13 protein-coding genes are annotated in these 13552 nt (G+C 64.9%); 2 read left to right on the top strand and 11 right to left on the bottom strand.

The window, feature by feature from the left end:
* Positions 1 to 224 precede the first annotated feature (224 nt).
* Complete coding sequence (gene rne / locus ACMGF5_RS16195; protein WP_414156966.1) at positions 225 to 3437, top strand: ribonuclease E; 3213 nt, start codon at positions 225 to 227, stop codon at positions 3435 to 3437.
* 81 nt (positions 3438 to 3518) lie between these two features.
* Here the strand turns inward: rne and murB are convergent, their stop codons facing one another.
* The 8 genes from murB to ACMGF5_RS16155 form a co-directional block, all read right to left on the bottom strand.
* A complete protein-coding gene (gene murB, locus ACMGF5_RS16190; protein WP_174141824.1) occupies positions 3519 to 4538 on the bottom strand; it encodes a UDP-N-acetylmuramate dehydrogenase in 1020 nt (339 codons plus the stop codon).
* The gene (locus ACMGF5_RS16185) at positions 4535 to 4999 is read right to left on the bottom strand and encodes a low molecular weight protein-tyrosine-phosphatase (RefSeq protein WP_115275614.1); all 465 of its coding nucleotides are present in this window, start codon (positions 4997 to 4999) and stop codon (positions 4535 to 4537) included. The genes murB and ACMGF5_RS16185 overlap by 4 nt, the downstream gene beginning before the upstream one ends.
* On the bottom strand, positions 4999 to 5763 hold the full coding sequence (kdsB, locus tag ACMGF5_RS16180; RefSeq protein ID WP_046786568.1) for a 3-deoxy-manno-octulosonate cytidylyltransferase: 765 nt from the start codon (positions 5761 to 5763) through the stop codon (positions 4999 to 5001). The genes ACMGF5_RS16185 and kdsB overlap by 1 nt, the downstream gene beginning before the upstream one ends.
* The gene (locus ACMGF5_RS16175; protein WP_003247142.1) at positions 5760 to 5945 is read right to left on the bottom strand and encodes a Trm112 family protein; all 186 of its coding nucleotides are present in this window, start codon (positions 5943 to 5945) and stop codon (positions 5760 to 5762) included. The genes kdsB and ACMGF5_RS16175 overlap by 4 nt, the downstream gene beginning before the upstream one ends.
* Positions 5946 to 5989: 44 nt before the next feature.
* Positions 5990 to 7000, bottom strand: coding sequence for a tetraacyldisaccharide 4'-kinase (gene lpxK / locus ACMGF5_RS16170; protein WP_119688514.1), 1011 nt, complete (start codon positions 6998 to 7000; stop codon positions 5990 to 5992).
* Entirely contained in the window at positions 7000 to 7434 is a 435-nt protein-coding gene (locus ACMGF5_RS16165) for an ExbD/TolR family protein (protein ID WP_012313421.1), read from the bottom strand. Before ACMGF5_RS16165 ends, lpxK begins: the two co-directional genes overlap by 1 nt.
* Positions 7431 to 8066: a MotA/TolQ/ExbB proton channel family protein gene (locus ACMGF5_RS16160; RefSeq protein WP_039601022.1), complete on the bottom strand. Its 636-nt coding sequence runs from the start codon at positions 8064 to 8066 to the stop codon at positions 7431 to 7433. Before ACMGF5_RS16160 ends, ACMGF5_RS16165 begins: the two co-directional genes overlap by 4 nt.
* A 111-nt stretch (positions 8067 to 8177) precedes the next feature.
* On the bottom strand, positions 8178 to 10391 hold the full coding sequence (locus tag ACMGF5_RS16155; protein WP_414156965.1) for a DNA internalization-related competence protein ComEC/Rec2: 2214 nt from the start codon (positions 10389 to 10391) through the stop codon (positions 8178 to 8180).
* 141 nt (positions 10392 to 10532) lie between these two features.
* On the opposite strand from ACMGF5_RS16155, the gene ACMGF5_RS16150 reads away from it, so the two are divergent.
* Positions 10533 to 11159: a DUF2062 domain-containing protein gene (locus tag ACMGF5_RS16150; protein WP_414156964.1), complete on the top strand. Its 627-nt coding sequence runs from the start codon at positions 10533 to 10535 to the stop codon at positions 11157 to 11159.
* Here the strand turns inward: ACMGF5_RS16150 and ACMGF5_RS16145 are convergent.
* The 3 genes from ACMGF5_RS16145 to ACMGF5_RS16135 form a co-directional block, all read right to left on the bottom strand.
* Positions 11043 to 11822 (bottom strand): ABC transporter permease, encoded by a 780-nt coding sequence (locus tag ACMGF5_RS16145; RefSeq protein WP_012313417.1) that lies wholly within the window; start codon positions 11820 to 11822, stop codon positions 11043 to 11045. The two genes, ACMGF5_RS16150 and ACMGF5_RS16145, sit on opposite strands and share 117 nt — an antisense overlap.
* On the bottom strand, positions 11819 to 12751 hold the full coding sequence (locus ACMGF5_RS16140; protein ID WP_039601023.1) for an ABC transporter ATP-binding protein: 933 nt from the start codon (positions 12749 to 12751) through the stop codon (positions 11819 to 11821). The genes ACMGF5_RS16145 and ACMGF5_RS16140 overlap by 4 nt, the downstream gene beginning before the upstream one ends.
* Before the next feature lie 132 nt (positions 12752 to 12883).
* Positions 12884 to 13507, bottom strand: a complete 624-nt coding sequence (locus tag ACMGF5_RS16135; RefSeq protein WP_046786572.1) for a glutathione S-transferase — start codon at positions 13505 to 13507, stop codon at positions 12884 to 12886.
* Positions 13508 to 13552 lie beyond the last annotated feature (45 nt).

Here is a 13552-nt window from a genome sequence, read left to right as displayed (position 1 = left end):
TTCGGATATCGATTCGGATATCTCTGCAGATACCGCAGGGGCCTCTTGGCACCGCAGCAAACAGGACGCGTCGTCGCGACAACGGCAGGCTGGGAAACCGGCTGGTGCCGAACGTTGCTCGACACGGGGGTGGCCCGGCCACCCTTTGCGCACCTTGGCACCGACCATGAGAAGTCGTGTGTGCCGAACGCCGTTTCCGGCAGCCCGGAAACCGACGGTACAACATGAAAAGAATGCTGATTAACGCAACTCAACCCGAAGAGTTGCGTGTAGCCCTGGTGGACGGCCAACGTCTCTACGACCTGGACATCGAGTCCGGCGCGCGTGAGCAGAAAAAGGCCAACATCTACAAAGGCAAGATCACCCGGATCGAGCCCAGCCTCGAAGCCGCCTTCGTCGACTTCGGCTCCGAACGTCACGGCTTCCTGCCGCTGAAGGAAATCTCCCGCGAGTACTTCAAGAAAGCCCCTGAAGGCCGCGTCAACATCAAGGATGTCCTGAGCGAAGGCCAGGAAGTCATCGTCCAGGTCGAGAAGGAAGAGCGCGGCAACAAAGGCGCCGCCCTGACCACCTTCATCAGCCTGGCAGGTCGCTACCTGGTGCTGATGCCCAACAACCCACGCGCTGGCGGCATCTCCCGCCGCATCGAAGGCGAAGAGCGCAACGAACTGCGTGAAGCCCTCAACGGCCTGACCGTGCCAGGCGACATGGGCCTGATCGTGCGCACCGCTGGCCTTGGCCGCAGCAGCGAAGAAATGCAGTGGGACCTCGATTACCTGCTGCAGCTGTGGACCGCCATCAAGGAAGCATCCCTGGATCGCGCTGCGCCCTTCCTGATCTACCAGGAAAGCAACGTCATCATCCGCGCCATCCGCGACTACCTGCGCCAGGACATCGGCGAAGTGCTGATCGACAGCATCGATGCCCAGGAAGAAGCCCTGACCTTCATCCGCCAGGTGATGCCGCAGTACGCCAGCAAGGTCAAGCTGTACGAAGACAGCGTGCCGCTGTTCAACCGCTTCCAGATCGAAAGCCAGATCGAAACCGCCTTCCAGCGCGTCGTCGACCTGCCATCGGGCGGCTCGATCGTGATCGACCCGACCGAGGCCCTGGTTTCCATCGACATCAACTCGGCGCGCGCCACCAAGGGCAGCGACATCGAGGAAACCGCCCTGCAGACCAACCTGGAAGCGGCCGAGGAAATCGCCCGCCAGCTGCGCCTGCGTGACATCGGCGGCCTGATCGTCATCGACTTCATCGACATGACGCCGGCGAAAAACCAGCGCGCCGTCGAAGAGCGTGTACGCGAAGCCCTCGAGGCAGACCGCGCCCGCGTGCAGGTCGGCCGCATCTCGCGCTTCGGCCTGCTGGAAATGTCCCGTCAGCGCCTGCGCCCGTCGCTGGGCGAAAGCAGCGGCATCGTCTGCCCGCGCTGCTCCGGCACCGGCATCATCCGTGATGTCGAGTCGCTGTCCCTGGCCATCCTGCGCCTGATCGAAGAAGAAGCCCTGAAGGACCGTACTGCCGAAGTACGCGCCCAGGTACCGATTCCGGTGGCCGCCTTCCTGCTCAACGAGAAGCGCAACTCGATCACCAAGATCGAACTGCGCACCCGTGCCCGCATCATCATTCTGCCGAACGACCACCTGGAAACCCCGCACTTCGAAGTCCAGCGCCTGCGCGACGACAACCCGGAAGTGCTGAACAACCAGTCCAGCTACGAAATCGCCGCCACCGAAACCGAAGAAGCGCCGCAGCCGACCGCCACGCGCACCCTGGTGCGCCAGGAAGCAGCGGTCAAGACTGCACCGGCCCGCGCCAACGCTCCGGTACCGAGCGCTGTCGAAGAACAGCAGCCTGCCGCACCGGCAGCCCCGGCACCCAGCGTACCGGAGCCAAGCCTGTTCAAAGGCCTGGTGAAGTCGCTGGTCAGCCTGTTCGCCGGCAAGGAAGAGCCTGCCGCCGCCCCGGTGGTCGCCGCCGAGAAGCCTGCCACCGAGCGCACTCAGCGTAACGAGGAGCGTCGCAACGGCCGCCAGCAGAGCCGCAACCGCAACGGCCGCCGTGACGAAGAGCGCAAACCTCGTGAAGAGCGCGCCGAGCGTGCGCCGCGTGAAGAGCGCCAGCCGCGTGAAGAGCGCGCCCCTCGTGAAGAACGTGCCCCTCGTGAAGAGCGCGCACCTCGTGAAGAGCGCGCACCTCGCCAGCCACGCGAAGACCGCCGCGGCAACCGCGAAGAGCGCGTCCGCGAACTGCGTGAGCCTCTGGATGCAGCACCGGCCGCTCGTGAAGAGCGCCAGCCACGTGAAGAGCGTGCTCCACGCGAAGAACGTGCGCCTCGCGAAGAACGCGCACCTCGCGAAGAACGTGCGCCTCGTGAAGAGCGTGCCCCACGCGAAGAACGCGCTCCACGTGAAGAGCGTGCACCTCGCGAAGAACGCGCACCGCGCGAAGAACGTCAGCCTCGCCCGCCACGCGAAGAGCGCCAGCCACGTGAAGCTGAGCAGGCTGCCGAGAAGGCTGCCGAGCTCGCCGATGAGCAACTGCCGAACGAGGAGCTGCAACAGGACGAGCAGGAAGGTTCCGATGACGAGCGTCCGCGCCGCCGCTCCCGCGGCCAGCGTCGCCGCAGCAACCGTCGTGAGCGCCAGCGCAACGCCAATGGCGAGCTGATCGAAGGCAGCGAGGAAGAAGGCAGCGACGAGCAACCGCAACAGCACCAGGCCACCGAGCTGGGTGCCGAACTGGCTGCCGGCCTGGCCGTCACCGCCGCTGTCGCCAGCAGCAACATCAGTGCCGGCGCCGAAGCGCAAGCCAACCAGCAGGCTGAACGCGCCAGTGCCGAAGCCGCGACCACCGACAACAGCGAAGTCGCTCAGCCGGCCGAGCAGGTCGAAGCCGTCGCCAAGGCCGAGGAAGTCGCCATTGCACCTGTGGTCGAGCAGCCGCTCAGCGAGCCGGTCGCCGCGGTCCAAGCCAGTGCCGAGCCTGTGGTTGAAGTTGCGCCTGAGCCGGTAGTCGAACAGGCCCCTGCGGTCGAGCCGGTAGTGGTTGCCGAGGCGCCTGTAGAGGCACCTGTCGAAGCACCGGCCATCGAAGCAGGTGAAGCAGAGAAAGCCCAGGTCGCCGCTGAACAAGCGCCGGCTGCCGAGCTGCCTTCTGCTGTCGTCGAAACCCAGCCAGAAGTGGCTGCCGAGCCTGTAGCAACCGTAGTTGAAGCAGCACCTGTAGTCGCCGAGCCTGCCCCGGTAGAAGCACCGGCAGCGGTCGAAGCGGCCACCGTCATGCTGCCTAACGGCCGCGCCCCTAACGACCCACGCGAAGTGCGTCGTCGCAAGCGTGAGGCCGAAGCGGCAGCCAAGGCTGCGCAGGAAGCGGCCGCTGCTGGCACGCCAGCGCTGGAGACCGCCGATGAGCACAAGCCTCATCACGGTTGATAGCCACGGCTGAATGAAAAAGCCCCGCCAGTGTGAACTGGCGGGGCTTTTTCTTGGCCGTTTGTCGTGCCTGCACCGGCCTCAGTACAGGTTGGGCTCCATCTCCAGCTCAACCCCGAACCGCGCCAGGATATCCGCCTGGATGCGCTGCGCCAGGCCATGCAACTGCGCCCCGCTCGCCTGGCCATAATTGACCAGCACCAGCGACTGCAAGCGGTGTACGCCGGCATCGCCATCCCGATAACCCTTCCAGCCGGCCTGCTCGATCAACCAGCCTGCGGCCAGCTTCACCTGCCCGTCAGCCTGGGGATAAGCCACCACACCTGGAAACTCAGCGCGGATGCGCGCCACCTGTTCGACGGCAACGACCGGGTTCTTGAAAAAGCTGCCGGCATTGCCCAACTCGGCCGGATCGGGCAGCTTCTCGCGGCGAATGCTGCAAATAGCGTCGCTGATCGCCTGCGCCGTCGGCTCCTGCACGCCCTGCTCGGCCAGACGCTGACGCACCGGGCCGTAATCCAGATGGGCCTGCAGCTGGTGGCTCAGGGCAAAACGCACCCGCAGGATCAACCAACGCCCAGGGTTACGCTTGAACAGGCTGTCGCGGTAACCGAAGGCGCATTCCTCAAGCCCGAAGTCACGCAGCTCGCCCGTCTGCCGGTCCAGTGCCGTCAAGCCAGCGAACACATCCTTGATCTCCACCCCATAGGCACCCACATTCTGCATTGGCGCCGCGCCCACCGTGCCCGGGATAAGGCTGAGGTTTTCAAGGCCACAAAGGCCTTGCTGCAACGACCATTGCACGAAGGGATGCCAGGGCTCACCCGCCTCGGCCTCCACCAGCACACACCCCGCGTCATCGCCAAGGACGTGGCGGCCACGGCTGGCCATGTGCAGCACCAGCGCGTCGACATCACGGGTCAGCAGCACGTTGCTGCCGCCGCCGATCACCATCACCGCAAGCCCTCGCTGGCGCGCTTGCGCCAGGGCCTCGCGCACCTCATCGTCGGTATGTACCTGGGCGAAGTAGCGGGCTTTAACATCGATGCCGAAGGTGTTGTAAGGCTTGAGCGAAACCTGCTCCTGCCAGTGCGCCGTCATAACCGCCCCTTGATTTCGACAACCAGCTCACGGCAGGCCGCCTCGATCAGGTCCAGCACCTGCTCGAAGCCCTCTGCACCGCCGTAGTAAGGGTCCGGCACTTCATCCACAGCCGCCTCATAGCGGCGCAGGAACAGGTCCAGCTCGCCAGTCGCATTGTACGGACGCATGGCGCGCAGGTGGCCCAGGTTGCTTTCATCCATGGCCAGAATCAGGTCGTACTCGGCAAAGTGCTCAGCCTTGACTTGCTGGGCACGCTGTCGCGACAGGTCATAGCCCCGCGCCAGGGCGGCCTTGCAGGTGCGGCTGTCAGGCCCCTTGCCCACGTGCCAGTCACCGGTACCGGCAGAGGCCACGTGAACCTGCCCAGCCAGGCCTGCGGCCTGCAACTGATGACGCAGCACACCTTCGGCGGTGGGCGACCGGCAGATATTGCCCAGGCAAACGAACAGGACGCGCATCAGGCCTCCAGCAAGCGCCGAACGCGCTCGAGGTCTTGTGCAGTATCGACACCCACTGCTGGCGCCTCGATGGCGTCCGCCACGTGAATACGCACGCCATGCCACAGCGCACGCAGCTGCTCAAGCGCCTCGGTCTGCTCGAGCCAGCACGGGCCCCAGCTGACGAAGTCCTGAAGGAAACCGACGCGGTAGGCGTACATGCCGATATGGCGACGGTAGGGCACGCCCTGCGGCAGTTGATCGCGGTCCTTGGCGAAAGCGTCACGCGCCCACGGCAGCGGCGCACGGCTGAAGCTCAAGGCCAGGCCGTTCTTGTCGCTGACCACCTTGACCGCATTGGGGTTGAACACGGTTTCAGGGTCGTGGATCGGCTCGGCCAGGGTCGCAATACCTGCCTCCGGATGCGCCGCCAGGTTGGCTGCGACCTGATCGATGATCACCGGCGGAATAAGCGGCTCGTCACCCTGGACGTTGACCACGATGGCGTCGGCAGGCAAGCCAAGCTGCGCAGCCACTTCAGCCAGGCGGTCGGTACCCGACTCATGGTCGGCGCGGGTCATCAGCACTTCAGCGCCAAAGGCCTGACAAGCCTCGACGATACCGGCGTCGTCGGTGGCGATGACCACACGGCCGGCACCGCTCTTGCGCGCCTGCTCCCAGACATGCTGAACCATCGGCTTGCCGGCGATCAGCAGCAACGGCTTGCCCGGCAGGCGCGTCGAGCGCAGACGGGCGGGAATGACCACGGTGAAGTTCAAGCTCATTTGTCCAGACGCTCGTCGTCGGTCAGGGTACGCGCCTCGCTTTCCAGCATCACCGGGATGCCATCGCGAATCGGATAGGCCAGGCCTGCGCCCTTGCTGATCAGCTCGGTCTTGTCAGCGCTGAGCTTGAGCGGGCCCTTGGTGATCGGGCAGGCCAGGATGTCGAGCAGTTTGGTGTCCATGGAAGCGTCCTTGAGGCCAGATGGCCGGAAATTGAAAAACGGGCTCAGGGCGTTCGATGCCCAGGCAGCAAGCGTTGCAGCTGGCTGTCGAACCAGTCGCAGAAGGCCGGCGTAGGCAGGGCCTCCACGGCCAGGTACCACCAGTCATCGGCAGCGAAGGCGCGGCACTTCACCGCATCCTTCTCGGTCATCACCAACGGCAGTGGCGGGCTGAAAGCCAGGCTCTGAGCGCTGAACTGGGCGTGGTCGGCGAACGGATGCGGCACCGGCTGCCAGTTTAGCCCCAGCAGGGTATTGAAGAAACGTTGCGGGTTGCCGATACCGGCTACCGCATGCAGGCGCTGGCCCGCCGGGAAGAAGTCGAGCGCGCGGCGCTCGCCACTGCGCAGGTTGACCAGCGCACTGGGTTGCAGACGAAAGGCGAAGCCCTCCGGGCGGTCGGCGCTGGCGCCGTTGAACAGCACCGCATCAGCCTCTTGCAGGCGCTCGGCAGGCTCGCGCAGGGGCCCGGCCGGTAAGCAGCGGCCATTGCCCAGGCCACGCGCAGCGTCGATCAGCACCAGTTCCAGGTCGCGTGCCAGGCGGTAGTGCTGCATACCGTCGTCACACAGGATCAGGTCCAACGGCTCGCTGGCCAGCAATGCCTGCACGGCGCGGGAGCGGTCGGGGTCGATCATCAGCGGCACACCCGTGCGCTGAACGATCAGCAACGGTTCATCGCCGGCCTGCTCGGCACTCTGCGAGGCTTCGACACGCCAGGGCAAGCGAGGCGGTTCTGCACCGTAGCCGCGGCTGACCACCCCCACCTTCAGCCCTTGGCGCCGGCAATGCTCGATCAACCAGAGGATCATCGGCGTCTTGCCGGTGCCACCAATGGTGATGTTGCCCACCACGATGACCGGTACCGGGGCGCGGTAGCTGGCGCTTTCGCCACTGAGAAACCGTGCGCGCTTGCGCGTCACTACCCGCCGGTAAAGCGCCTCGAGCGGGCGCAGCAGGGCAAGGGCCGGGTGCCCGGCGTACCAGGCGGCTAGCAGACGGTCAGCGAGCGCCATCAAGGTGTCCCCTGGGCGGCCTCGACGGTGGTCATGCGCAGCTGGCTGAAACCGAGCTTGCCGGCGGCATCCATCGCAGTGATCACGGCCTGGTGCGGGGTCTTGCCGTCGGCACTGATGGCCAGCGGCAGCGTGTTGTCACCGCCCGATTCGCGCTGGATCGCCTCGGTCAGGGTCGCCAGGTCGCTCTTGGGCAACAGGTGATTGTTCACCGAATACACGCCGTCTGCACTGATGGTGACCTCCACCAGCTTTTCCGGGTCTGCGACGGGCTGTTCGGCGCTGACGGCCTCGGGCAGCTCCACACGCAGCTGGGTCTCACGGGTAAAGGTGGTGGTGACCACGAAGAACAGCAGCAGGACAAACACCACGTCGATCAACGACGCCAGGTTGATGTCGACGTTCTCCCGCTGGCGATTGCGCCGGAACTTCACGCCTTGCCTCCGGCCACTTCGACTTCGCGGTCGCCCTGGATGACCTCCACCAGCTTGATCGCCTCCTGCTCCATGCCCACCACCAGTTCGTCGATGCGGCGCAACAGGAAGCGGTGGAAGAACACTGCCGGGATGCCGACCATCAGGCCGGCTGCCGTAGTGACAAGGGCCTTGGAGATACCACTGGCCAGCACCGCCGCATTGGCGGTCATCTGCGACCCCATGAAGGCGCTGAAGATATCGATCATGCCCAGCACGGTACCCAGCAGGCCGAGCAGCGGGGCCATCGCGGCGATGGTACCGAGGGTGCTGATGTAGCGCTCCAGTTCATGAATGACCCGCGAGGCAGACTCCTCGATGCACTCTTTCATGATTTCACGGCCATGGCGCGAGTTGGCCAGGCCCGCAGCGAGGATTTCACCCAGCGGCGAATCGGCGCGCAGGGCCTTGAGCTTGTCACTGGTGAGCTGCTTGTCCTTGATCCACATCCACACCTGGCCCAGCAGGTGCGGCGGGGTAACGCGGCTGGCGCGCAGGGTCCACAGGCGCTCGACGACGATAGCCATGGCAGCGATGGAGCTCAGAATGATCGGCAGCATCATCCAACCACCGGACTTGACCAATTCCCACACAGTAAACGCCCCCTCGGAAAAAGGCCGCCACTCTAACATAGGCGCGCGGGGGGCTCATCTGCCGAAGGTCAGGGAATTGTGTGGCTATACCCAGGGCAGGCTCATCAACCATCACGGCGCGCTGCCCCGCCAAAAGCGCTTTTGCGCCCGCACCCCTTCCACTTCGCCATGGTTGCCCAGCAGCAACCGCAACGCCCCCTCCACCGCCGTATCGTGAATGGCCATCCCATGCCGCCGATAGCGCTCGACCACCTGCACATGCGGATGCCCAAAACCGTTGTTGCGCCCCCGTGAAATCAGCACGCCGCGCGGCGCCGTAGCGCGGATGAATGCCTCTGTCGAGGAACTGCGGCTGCCATGGTGCGGTGATTCCAACCAATCGATACGTGGCGTCGCGTGGGCCGCCAACCACGCGCGCTCGGCGCCCGCCTCCATATCGCCTGCCAACAGCAGCCGCTCCCCCTGCGCCTCGACCAGCAACACGCAAGAGCGGTCGTTGCTGCTCTGCCCTTGGGCCCAATGCCACAGCGAAAAGCGCACGCCATCCCATTCCCACTGCTCATCACTGGCACAAGGCTGCAGTGCAAGGTCCTCCAACACTTCGCCGCCCAGCACACGCAACACCGGCAACCCACGGTAGACAGCCGGCGCGCCACCTGCATGGTCGGCATGGGCATGGCTGATCAGCATGATGTCCAGGCGCTTTACGCCCAACTTGTGCAGGGTCGGCAACACCACCCGCTCACCCAGATCGCTCTCGCCCCGCGCCGGGCCGGCGTCGTAAAGCAGGCTATGGTTTTGCGTGCGCAGCAGTACCGCCAAGCCCTGCCCGACATCCAGCTGCCAGACCTCCACCTGCCCCTGCGGCACAGCCTCCCTGGGCACCCACAACGCCAGCAGCATCGCCCCGCCCAGGCTGCGCAGGGGCACACCGGACGGCAGCAGCACCAGCAACGCCCCCAAACAGACCATCAGCCAGGCCCAGACCGGCAAAGCAGGCGGTATCCACGCCGGGCGCCAGTGCGCCACCCAAGCCAGCAACCGGAACAAGACATCCAGCAGCCCACCCGCCAACCACAACAGGCCTTCACCAACCCCTGCCAAGGGCAGCAGCAACGTTCCAAGCAGCGCCAAGGGCAATACCGCAAGGCTGACCCAGGGCACTGCCAGCAAGTTGGCCAGTGGCGCACTCAGGCTGACTGGCAAACCGGTGGCGATCAGTACCGGCAGCAAGCCGATGGCGATCACCCACTGGGCGCGGGTCCATCCTTGCCAGGGCCGCCAGCGGCCCAGACGTGAGCTGAAGCAGTAGACCAGGGTCGCCACCGCCGCAAACGACAACCAGAACCCTGGCAGCAGCGGCGCCAGCGGCTCGGCGACCAGCACCCCGATGAGGGCCAGCAGCAAAGGGAACAGCGCCCCAAGATGGCGAAAGCGCAGGCGCCAGAGCAGAACCACCGCCAGCATCAGGCAGGCGCGCTGCACCGGCACCCCCGCACCGGCCAGCCAGCCATAGGCCAGCGCCGCGCCCAGTGCCAGGCCGCACGCACACGGCAACCAGGGTAGCGCCCGTGGCCACAGGCCCCAGCGCGCCAGGCCGGCGACCAAGGCGTAAAGCAGGCCGGCGACCAGGCCGATGTGCTGCCCCGAGATCACCAACAGGTGTACCGTGCCCGTGGCCTGCAGCGCTTGCCAGTCCTCACGGGCCAGGCCGGCGCCATCGCCGAGCACCAATGCGACAAGGGCCGCTTCCCGGCCATGCGCGGCGACGCTCAACAAGCGCTGGCGCAGTGCGTCACGCCAACCCGGCTGCGCGGCGTCCAGCACATGGCCCGCCTTGACCGTACCAGTGGCGCCGATACGCCTGGCCAACAACTGCGCCTCCCGGTCCGGACCATGCGGGTTGAGCAGCCCGGCCGGGCGCTGCAAGGTAGCGGCCAGGCGCCAGCGCTCGCCAGCCCGCACCGGCGGGCCATCGAACCAGTGCAATTGCAGGCGCTGGGGCAACGCAGCGCGGCGCGAGCGAGGTTGCTCCAACTCAAAGCGCACACCACTCAGCGTATGGGCCGGCAAGCCGACCACCCTGCCCTCCAGCCACAGCGTTCGGCCATCCAGGCCTGGGGCCAGGCGATCATCCAGTGCCTGCTGCGCCGACCAGCAAGCCCAGCACATACCCAGCACGCAGCAGCCCAGCGGCCACAGCCGTGTGCCCAGGCAAACCAGGCCGCCGCCGAACAGCAGCCACAGCCACCCGACCGATGGCAACTCGGGGAGAACGCCCAGGCACAACAGCCCGAGCGCCAGCGCAAACATCCCTGTGCGCATGAGTTAGAGCTCCAGAAACGCAGTTACCCCTCAGGCATAGACGAAATGACGCCAAGGCTCGCTCAACAATTGTCACAAACTCTGAACGAGGCTGAGATGGAATCAAGGCATACTTCCCCGATGACCGCTCGGGGAGCCTACATGCCGCGCCGCCTTTTCAAACGCTACATGCCGGACCCGACCAGCATTCGGGAACACAAGTCCTTACGCTTTTTCGGCAAGTTGCTGCACGACCCGAATCTCTGGCACCTGAACCGCCACTCGGTGGCCCGGGCCATGGGTGTGGGCCTGTTCGCGGCGTTGATTCCCGTCCCCATGCAGATGCTGCTGGCGGCAGCGCTGGCGATACCGGTGCGTGGCAACCTGCCGATCGCCGTCAGCCTGGTGTGGCTGACCAACCCGCTGACCATGCCGCCCGTGTTCTTCGTCACCTACATGACCGGCGCCTGGTTGCTGGGCACGCCGCCGCGCAGCCTGCCCGAAGACCTTACCTTCGAATGGATCACCGGCCAGCTGGCAACGCTCTGGCAGCCGTTCCTGCTGGGCTCGGTAGTGTGTGGTGTGGTGCTGGGCATCATCGCCTGGTTCACCACCCTTCTGTACTGGCGCTGGTGGATTGGCCGGCAATGGCGCCGGCGCAAGCACAGGTTCTCAGGCGCGCATGCCGCGGCCACTGACCAGCAGGCGGACGCACAGCGCGTAGAGCACTGCGGTGGCGACCAGCATGAAGGTGATCGCCGTACCAATGCTGATATCCGACACCCCTAGGATGCCGTAGCGGAACGAGTTGACCATGTGCAGCACCGGGTTGGCCAGCGACACGGTCTGCCAGAACGGCGGCAGCAGGTTGATCGAATAGAACACCCCACCCAGGTAGGTCAGCGGCGTCAGCACGAACGTCGGGATGATCGAGATATCGTCAAAGTTGCGTGCAAACACGGCGTTGACGAAGCCAAGCAGCGAAAAAATGGTCGCCGTCAGCAACACCACGACCACCGTCACGCCCAGGTGATGGACCTGCAGGTGGGTGAAGAACAGCGACAGGATGGTCACGATCACCCCCACCGCCAGGCCTCGCAGCACCCCGCCCAGCACGTAGCCGACCAGAATGATGTGCGGCGATACCGGCGACACCATCAACTCTTCGATCGAGCGCTGGAACTTGCTGCCGAAAAAGCTCGACACCACGTTGCCGTAGGAGTTGGTGATCACCGACATCATGATCAGCCCGGGAACGATGTACTCCATGTAGGTGAAGCCGCCCATGTCGCCGATCTGCCGGCCGATCAGGTTACCGAAGATGACGAAGTACAAGACCATGGTGATGGCCGGCGGCAGCAAGGTCTGCGGCCAGATACGCAGGAAGCGCCGCACTTCGCGGTAAACGATGGTGTTCAGGGCGACCCAGTTGGTGCGCAGTTCCACACTCATACGGCCACCTTCGACAGGTTCTTTTCAACCAGGGACACGAACAGCTCCTCGAGACGGTTGGTCTTGTTGCGCAGGCTCTGCACTTCGATGTTCTGCAGGGCCAACTGGCCGAACAGCGCGGTAATGCCGATGTCCTTGTCCACTTGCACCTCAAGGGTGTGGGGTGTCAGCAGGCGGCATGGGTAGCCCTGCAGCGTGGGCGCCTGGGCCAGGTCCTGCCTGAGGTCGAGGACGAAGGTCTCGACATGCAGCTTGCCCAGCAGCTTGCGCATGCTGGTGTTCTCGACAATCGTGCCGTGGTCGATGATGCCGATGTTGCGGCACAACTGCTCGGCCTCCTCCAGGTAATGCGTGGTCAGGATGATGGTGATGCCCTTCTGGTTGAGCTCGGTGAGAAAGCTCCACATCGAACGGCGCAGCTCGATATCCACCCCCGCTGTCGGCTCATCGAGGATCAGCAGGCGCGGTTCGTGGATCAACGCCCGGGCGATCATCAAGCGGCGCTTCATGCCACCGGATAACGAACGCGACTGCACGTCACGCTTGTCCCACAGCCCCAGCTGGGTCAGGTATTGCTCGGCGCGCTCCTTGGCCAGTTTCGGCGGGATGCCGTAATAGCCGGCCTGGGTCACGACGATGTCGAAGGTTTTCTCGAACTGGTTGAAGTTGAACTCCTGGGGCACCACGCCCAGGCAGCGCTTGAGCGCCGAGGGTTCGCGATCCAGGTCATGGCCAAACACGTTCACCGTGCCGCTGGTCTTGTTGACCAGGGTCGAGAGGATGCCGATGGTGGTGGATTTGCCGGCGCCATTGGGGCCCAGCAGGGCGAAGAAGTCACCTTCGGCGACGTCCAGATCGATGCCTTTGAGGGCCTGGAAGCCGTTGCCGTAGGTTTTGGTCAGCTGTCGGATGGACAGGGCAGAACTCATAGCGGGTCACGTACCGAGTGAAAAGGTCAGGACACGCCAGGGCAAGTCACTGGCGCAGTGAGTGCGGCCATGGTGCAAGGCCTGGCCGCACAAGTACAGTCATGTGTATTGATAGTGACTATCGAAGCAGGTTCAGGTCAGTGCCGTCATCACCGCCGCCTGGTAGGCCGGGCGTTGCTTCAGCCGCTCGTACCAGGCTTGCAGGTGGGGCATGGCCGGGCGCTCGATGGGCATTTCGAACCAGGCGTACACGAAGCTCCCCAGTGGGATGTCGCCCATGCCGATCTGGTCACCGGAAAGGTACGGTTGGTGCGCCAGGGTTTCATCGGCGATCGACAGCAACTGCGCGCACTGTTTGTGCGCGGCATTGATCGCGACCCAGTCGCGCTGGTCTTCGGGGGTGCGCAGCAGGCCCCAGAACAACGGGCGGAACGCCCCTGCAAAGGACGAGGTGGTCCAGTCCATCCACTTGTCCGCCAAGGCGCGCTGGCGCGGGTCTTTCAGGTACCAGCCCTGCTCTGCGCCGTACTCGGCGCACAGGTAGCGCACGATGGTGTTGGACTCCCACAGGGTAAGGTCGCCGTCTTCGAGCATGGGCACCAGGCCATTGGGGTTGCGGGTGCGGTAGTGCGGCTCGTTGACGACACCGAAGGCGCCGCCGGCGTCGATGGATTCGAAATCCAGGCCCAGCTCGTGGGCGATCCACAGCGCCTTGCGCACATTGCTCGAATTCTTGCGACCCCAGATCTTCAGCATGACGACGTCCTTATGAATGCGAAGGGGTGAGTCTACTCCAGGCCT

Source organism: Pseudomonas sp. BNK-15, assembly GCF_047456105.1.
Classification (GTDB): domain Bacteria; phylum Pseudomonadota; class Gammaproteobacteria; order Pseudomonadales; family Pseudomonadaceae; genus Aquipseudomonas; species Aquipseudomonas putida_E.
This window is presented reverse-complemented; position numbering and strand designations above follow the sequence as displayed.

Bases quoted from the DNA above. Each gene is read 5' to 3' on its own strand.
- lpxK (WP_119688514.1), bottom strand. From the start codon at position 7,000: ATGGCGCTCGCTGACCGTCTGCTAGCCGCCTGGTACGCCGGGCACCCG.
- ACMGF5_RS16185 (WP_115275614.1), bottom strand. From the start codon at position 4,999: ATGCGCGTCCTGTTCGTTTGCCTGGGCAATATCTGCCGGTCGCCCACC.
- kdsB (WP_046786568.1), bottom strand. From the start codon at position 5,763: ATGAGCTTGAACTTCACCGTGGTCATTCCCGCCCGTCTGCGCTCGACG.
- ACMGF5_RS16135 (WP_046786572.1), bottom strand. From the start codon at position 13,507: ATGCTGAAGATCTGGGGTCGCAAGAATTCGAGCAATGTGCGCAAGGCG.
- ACMGF5_RS16155 (WP_414156965.1), bottom strand. From the start codon at position 10,391: ATGCGCACAGGGATGTTTGCGCTGGCGCTCGGGCTGTTGTGCCTGGGC.
- ACMGF5_RS16175 (WP_003247142.1), bottom strand. From the start codon at position 5,945: ATGGACACCAAACTGCTCGACATCCTGGCCTGCCCGATCACCAAGGGC.
- ACMGF5_RS16145 (WP_012313417.1), bottom strand. From the start codon at position 11,822: ATGAGTGTGGAACTGCGCACCAACTGGGTCGCCCTGAACACCATCGTT.
- murB (WP_174141824.1), bottom strand. From the start codon at position 4,538: ATGACGGCGCACTGGCAGGAGCAGGTTTCGCTCAAGCCTTACAACACC.
- rne (WP_414156966.1), top strand. From the start codon at position 225: ATGAAAAGAATGCTGATTAACGCAACTCAACCCGAAGAGTTGCGTGTA.
- ACMGF5_RS16150 (WP_414156964.1), top strand. From the start codon at position 10,533: ATGCCGCGCCGCCTTTTCAAACGCTACATGCCGGACCCGACCAGCATT.
- ACMGF5_RS16140 (WP_039601023.1), bottom strand. From the start codon at position 12,751: ATGAGTTCTGCCCTGTCCATCCGACAGCTGACCAAAACCTACGGCAAC.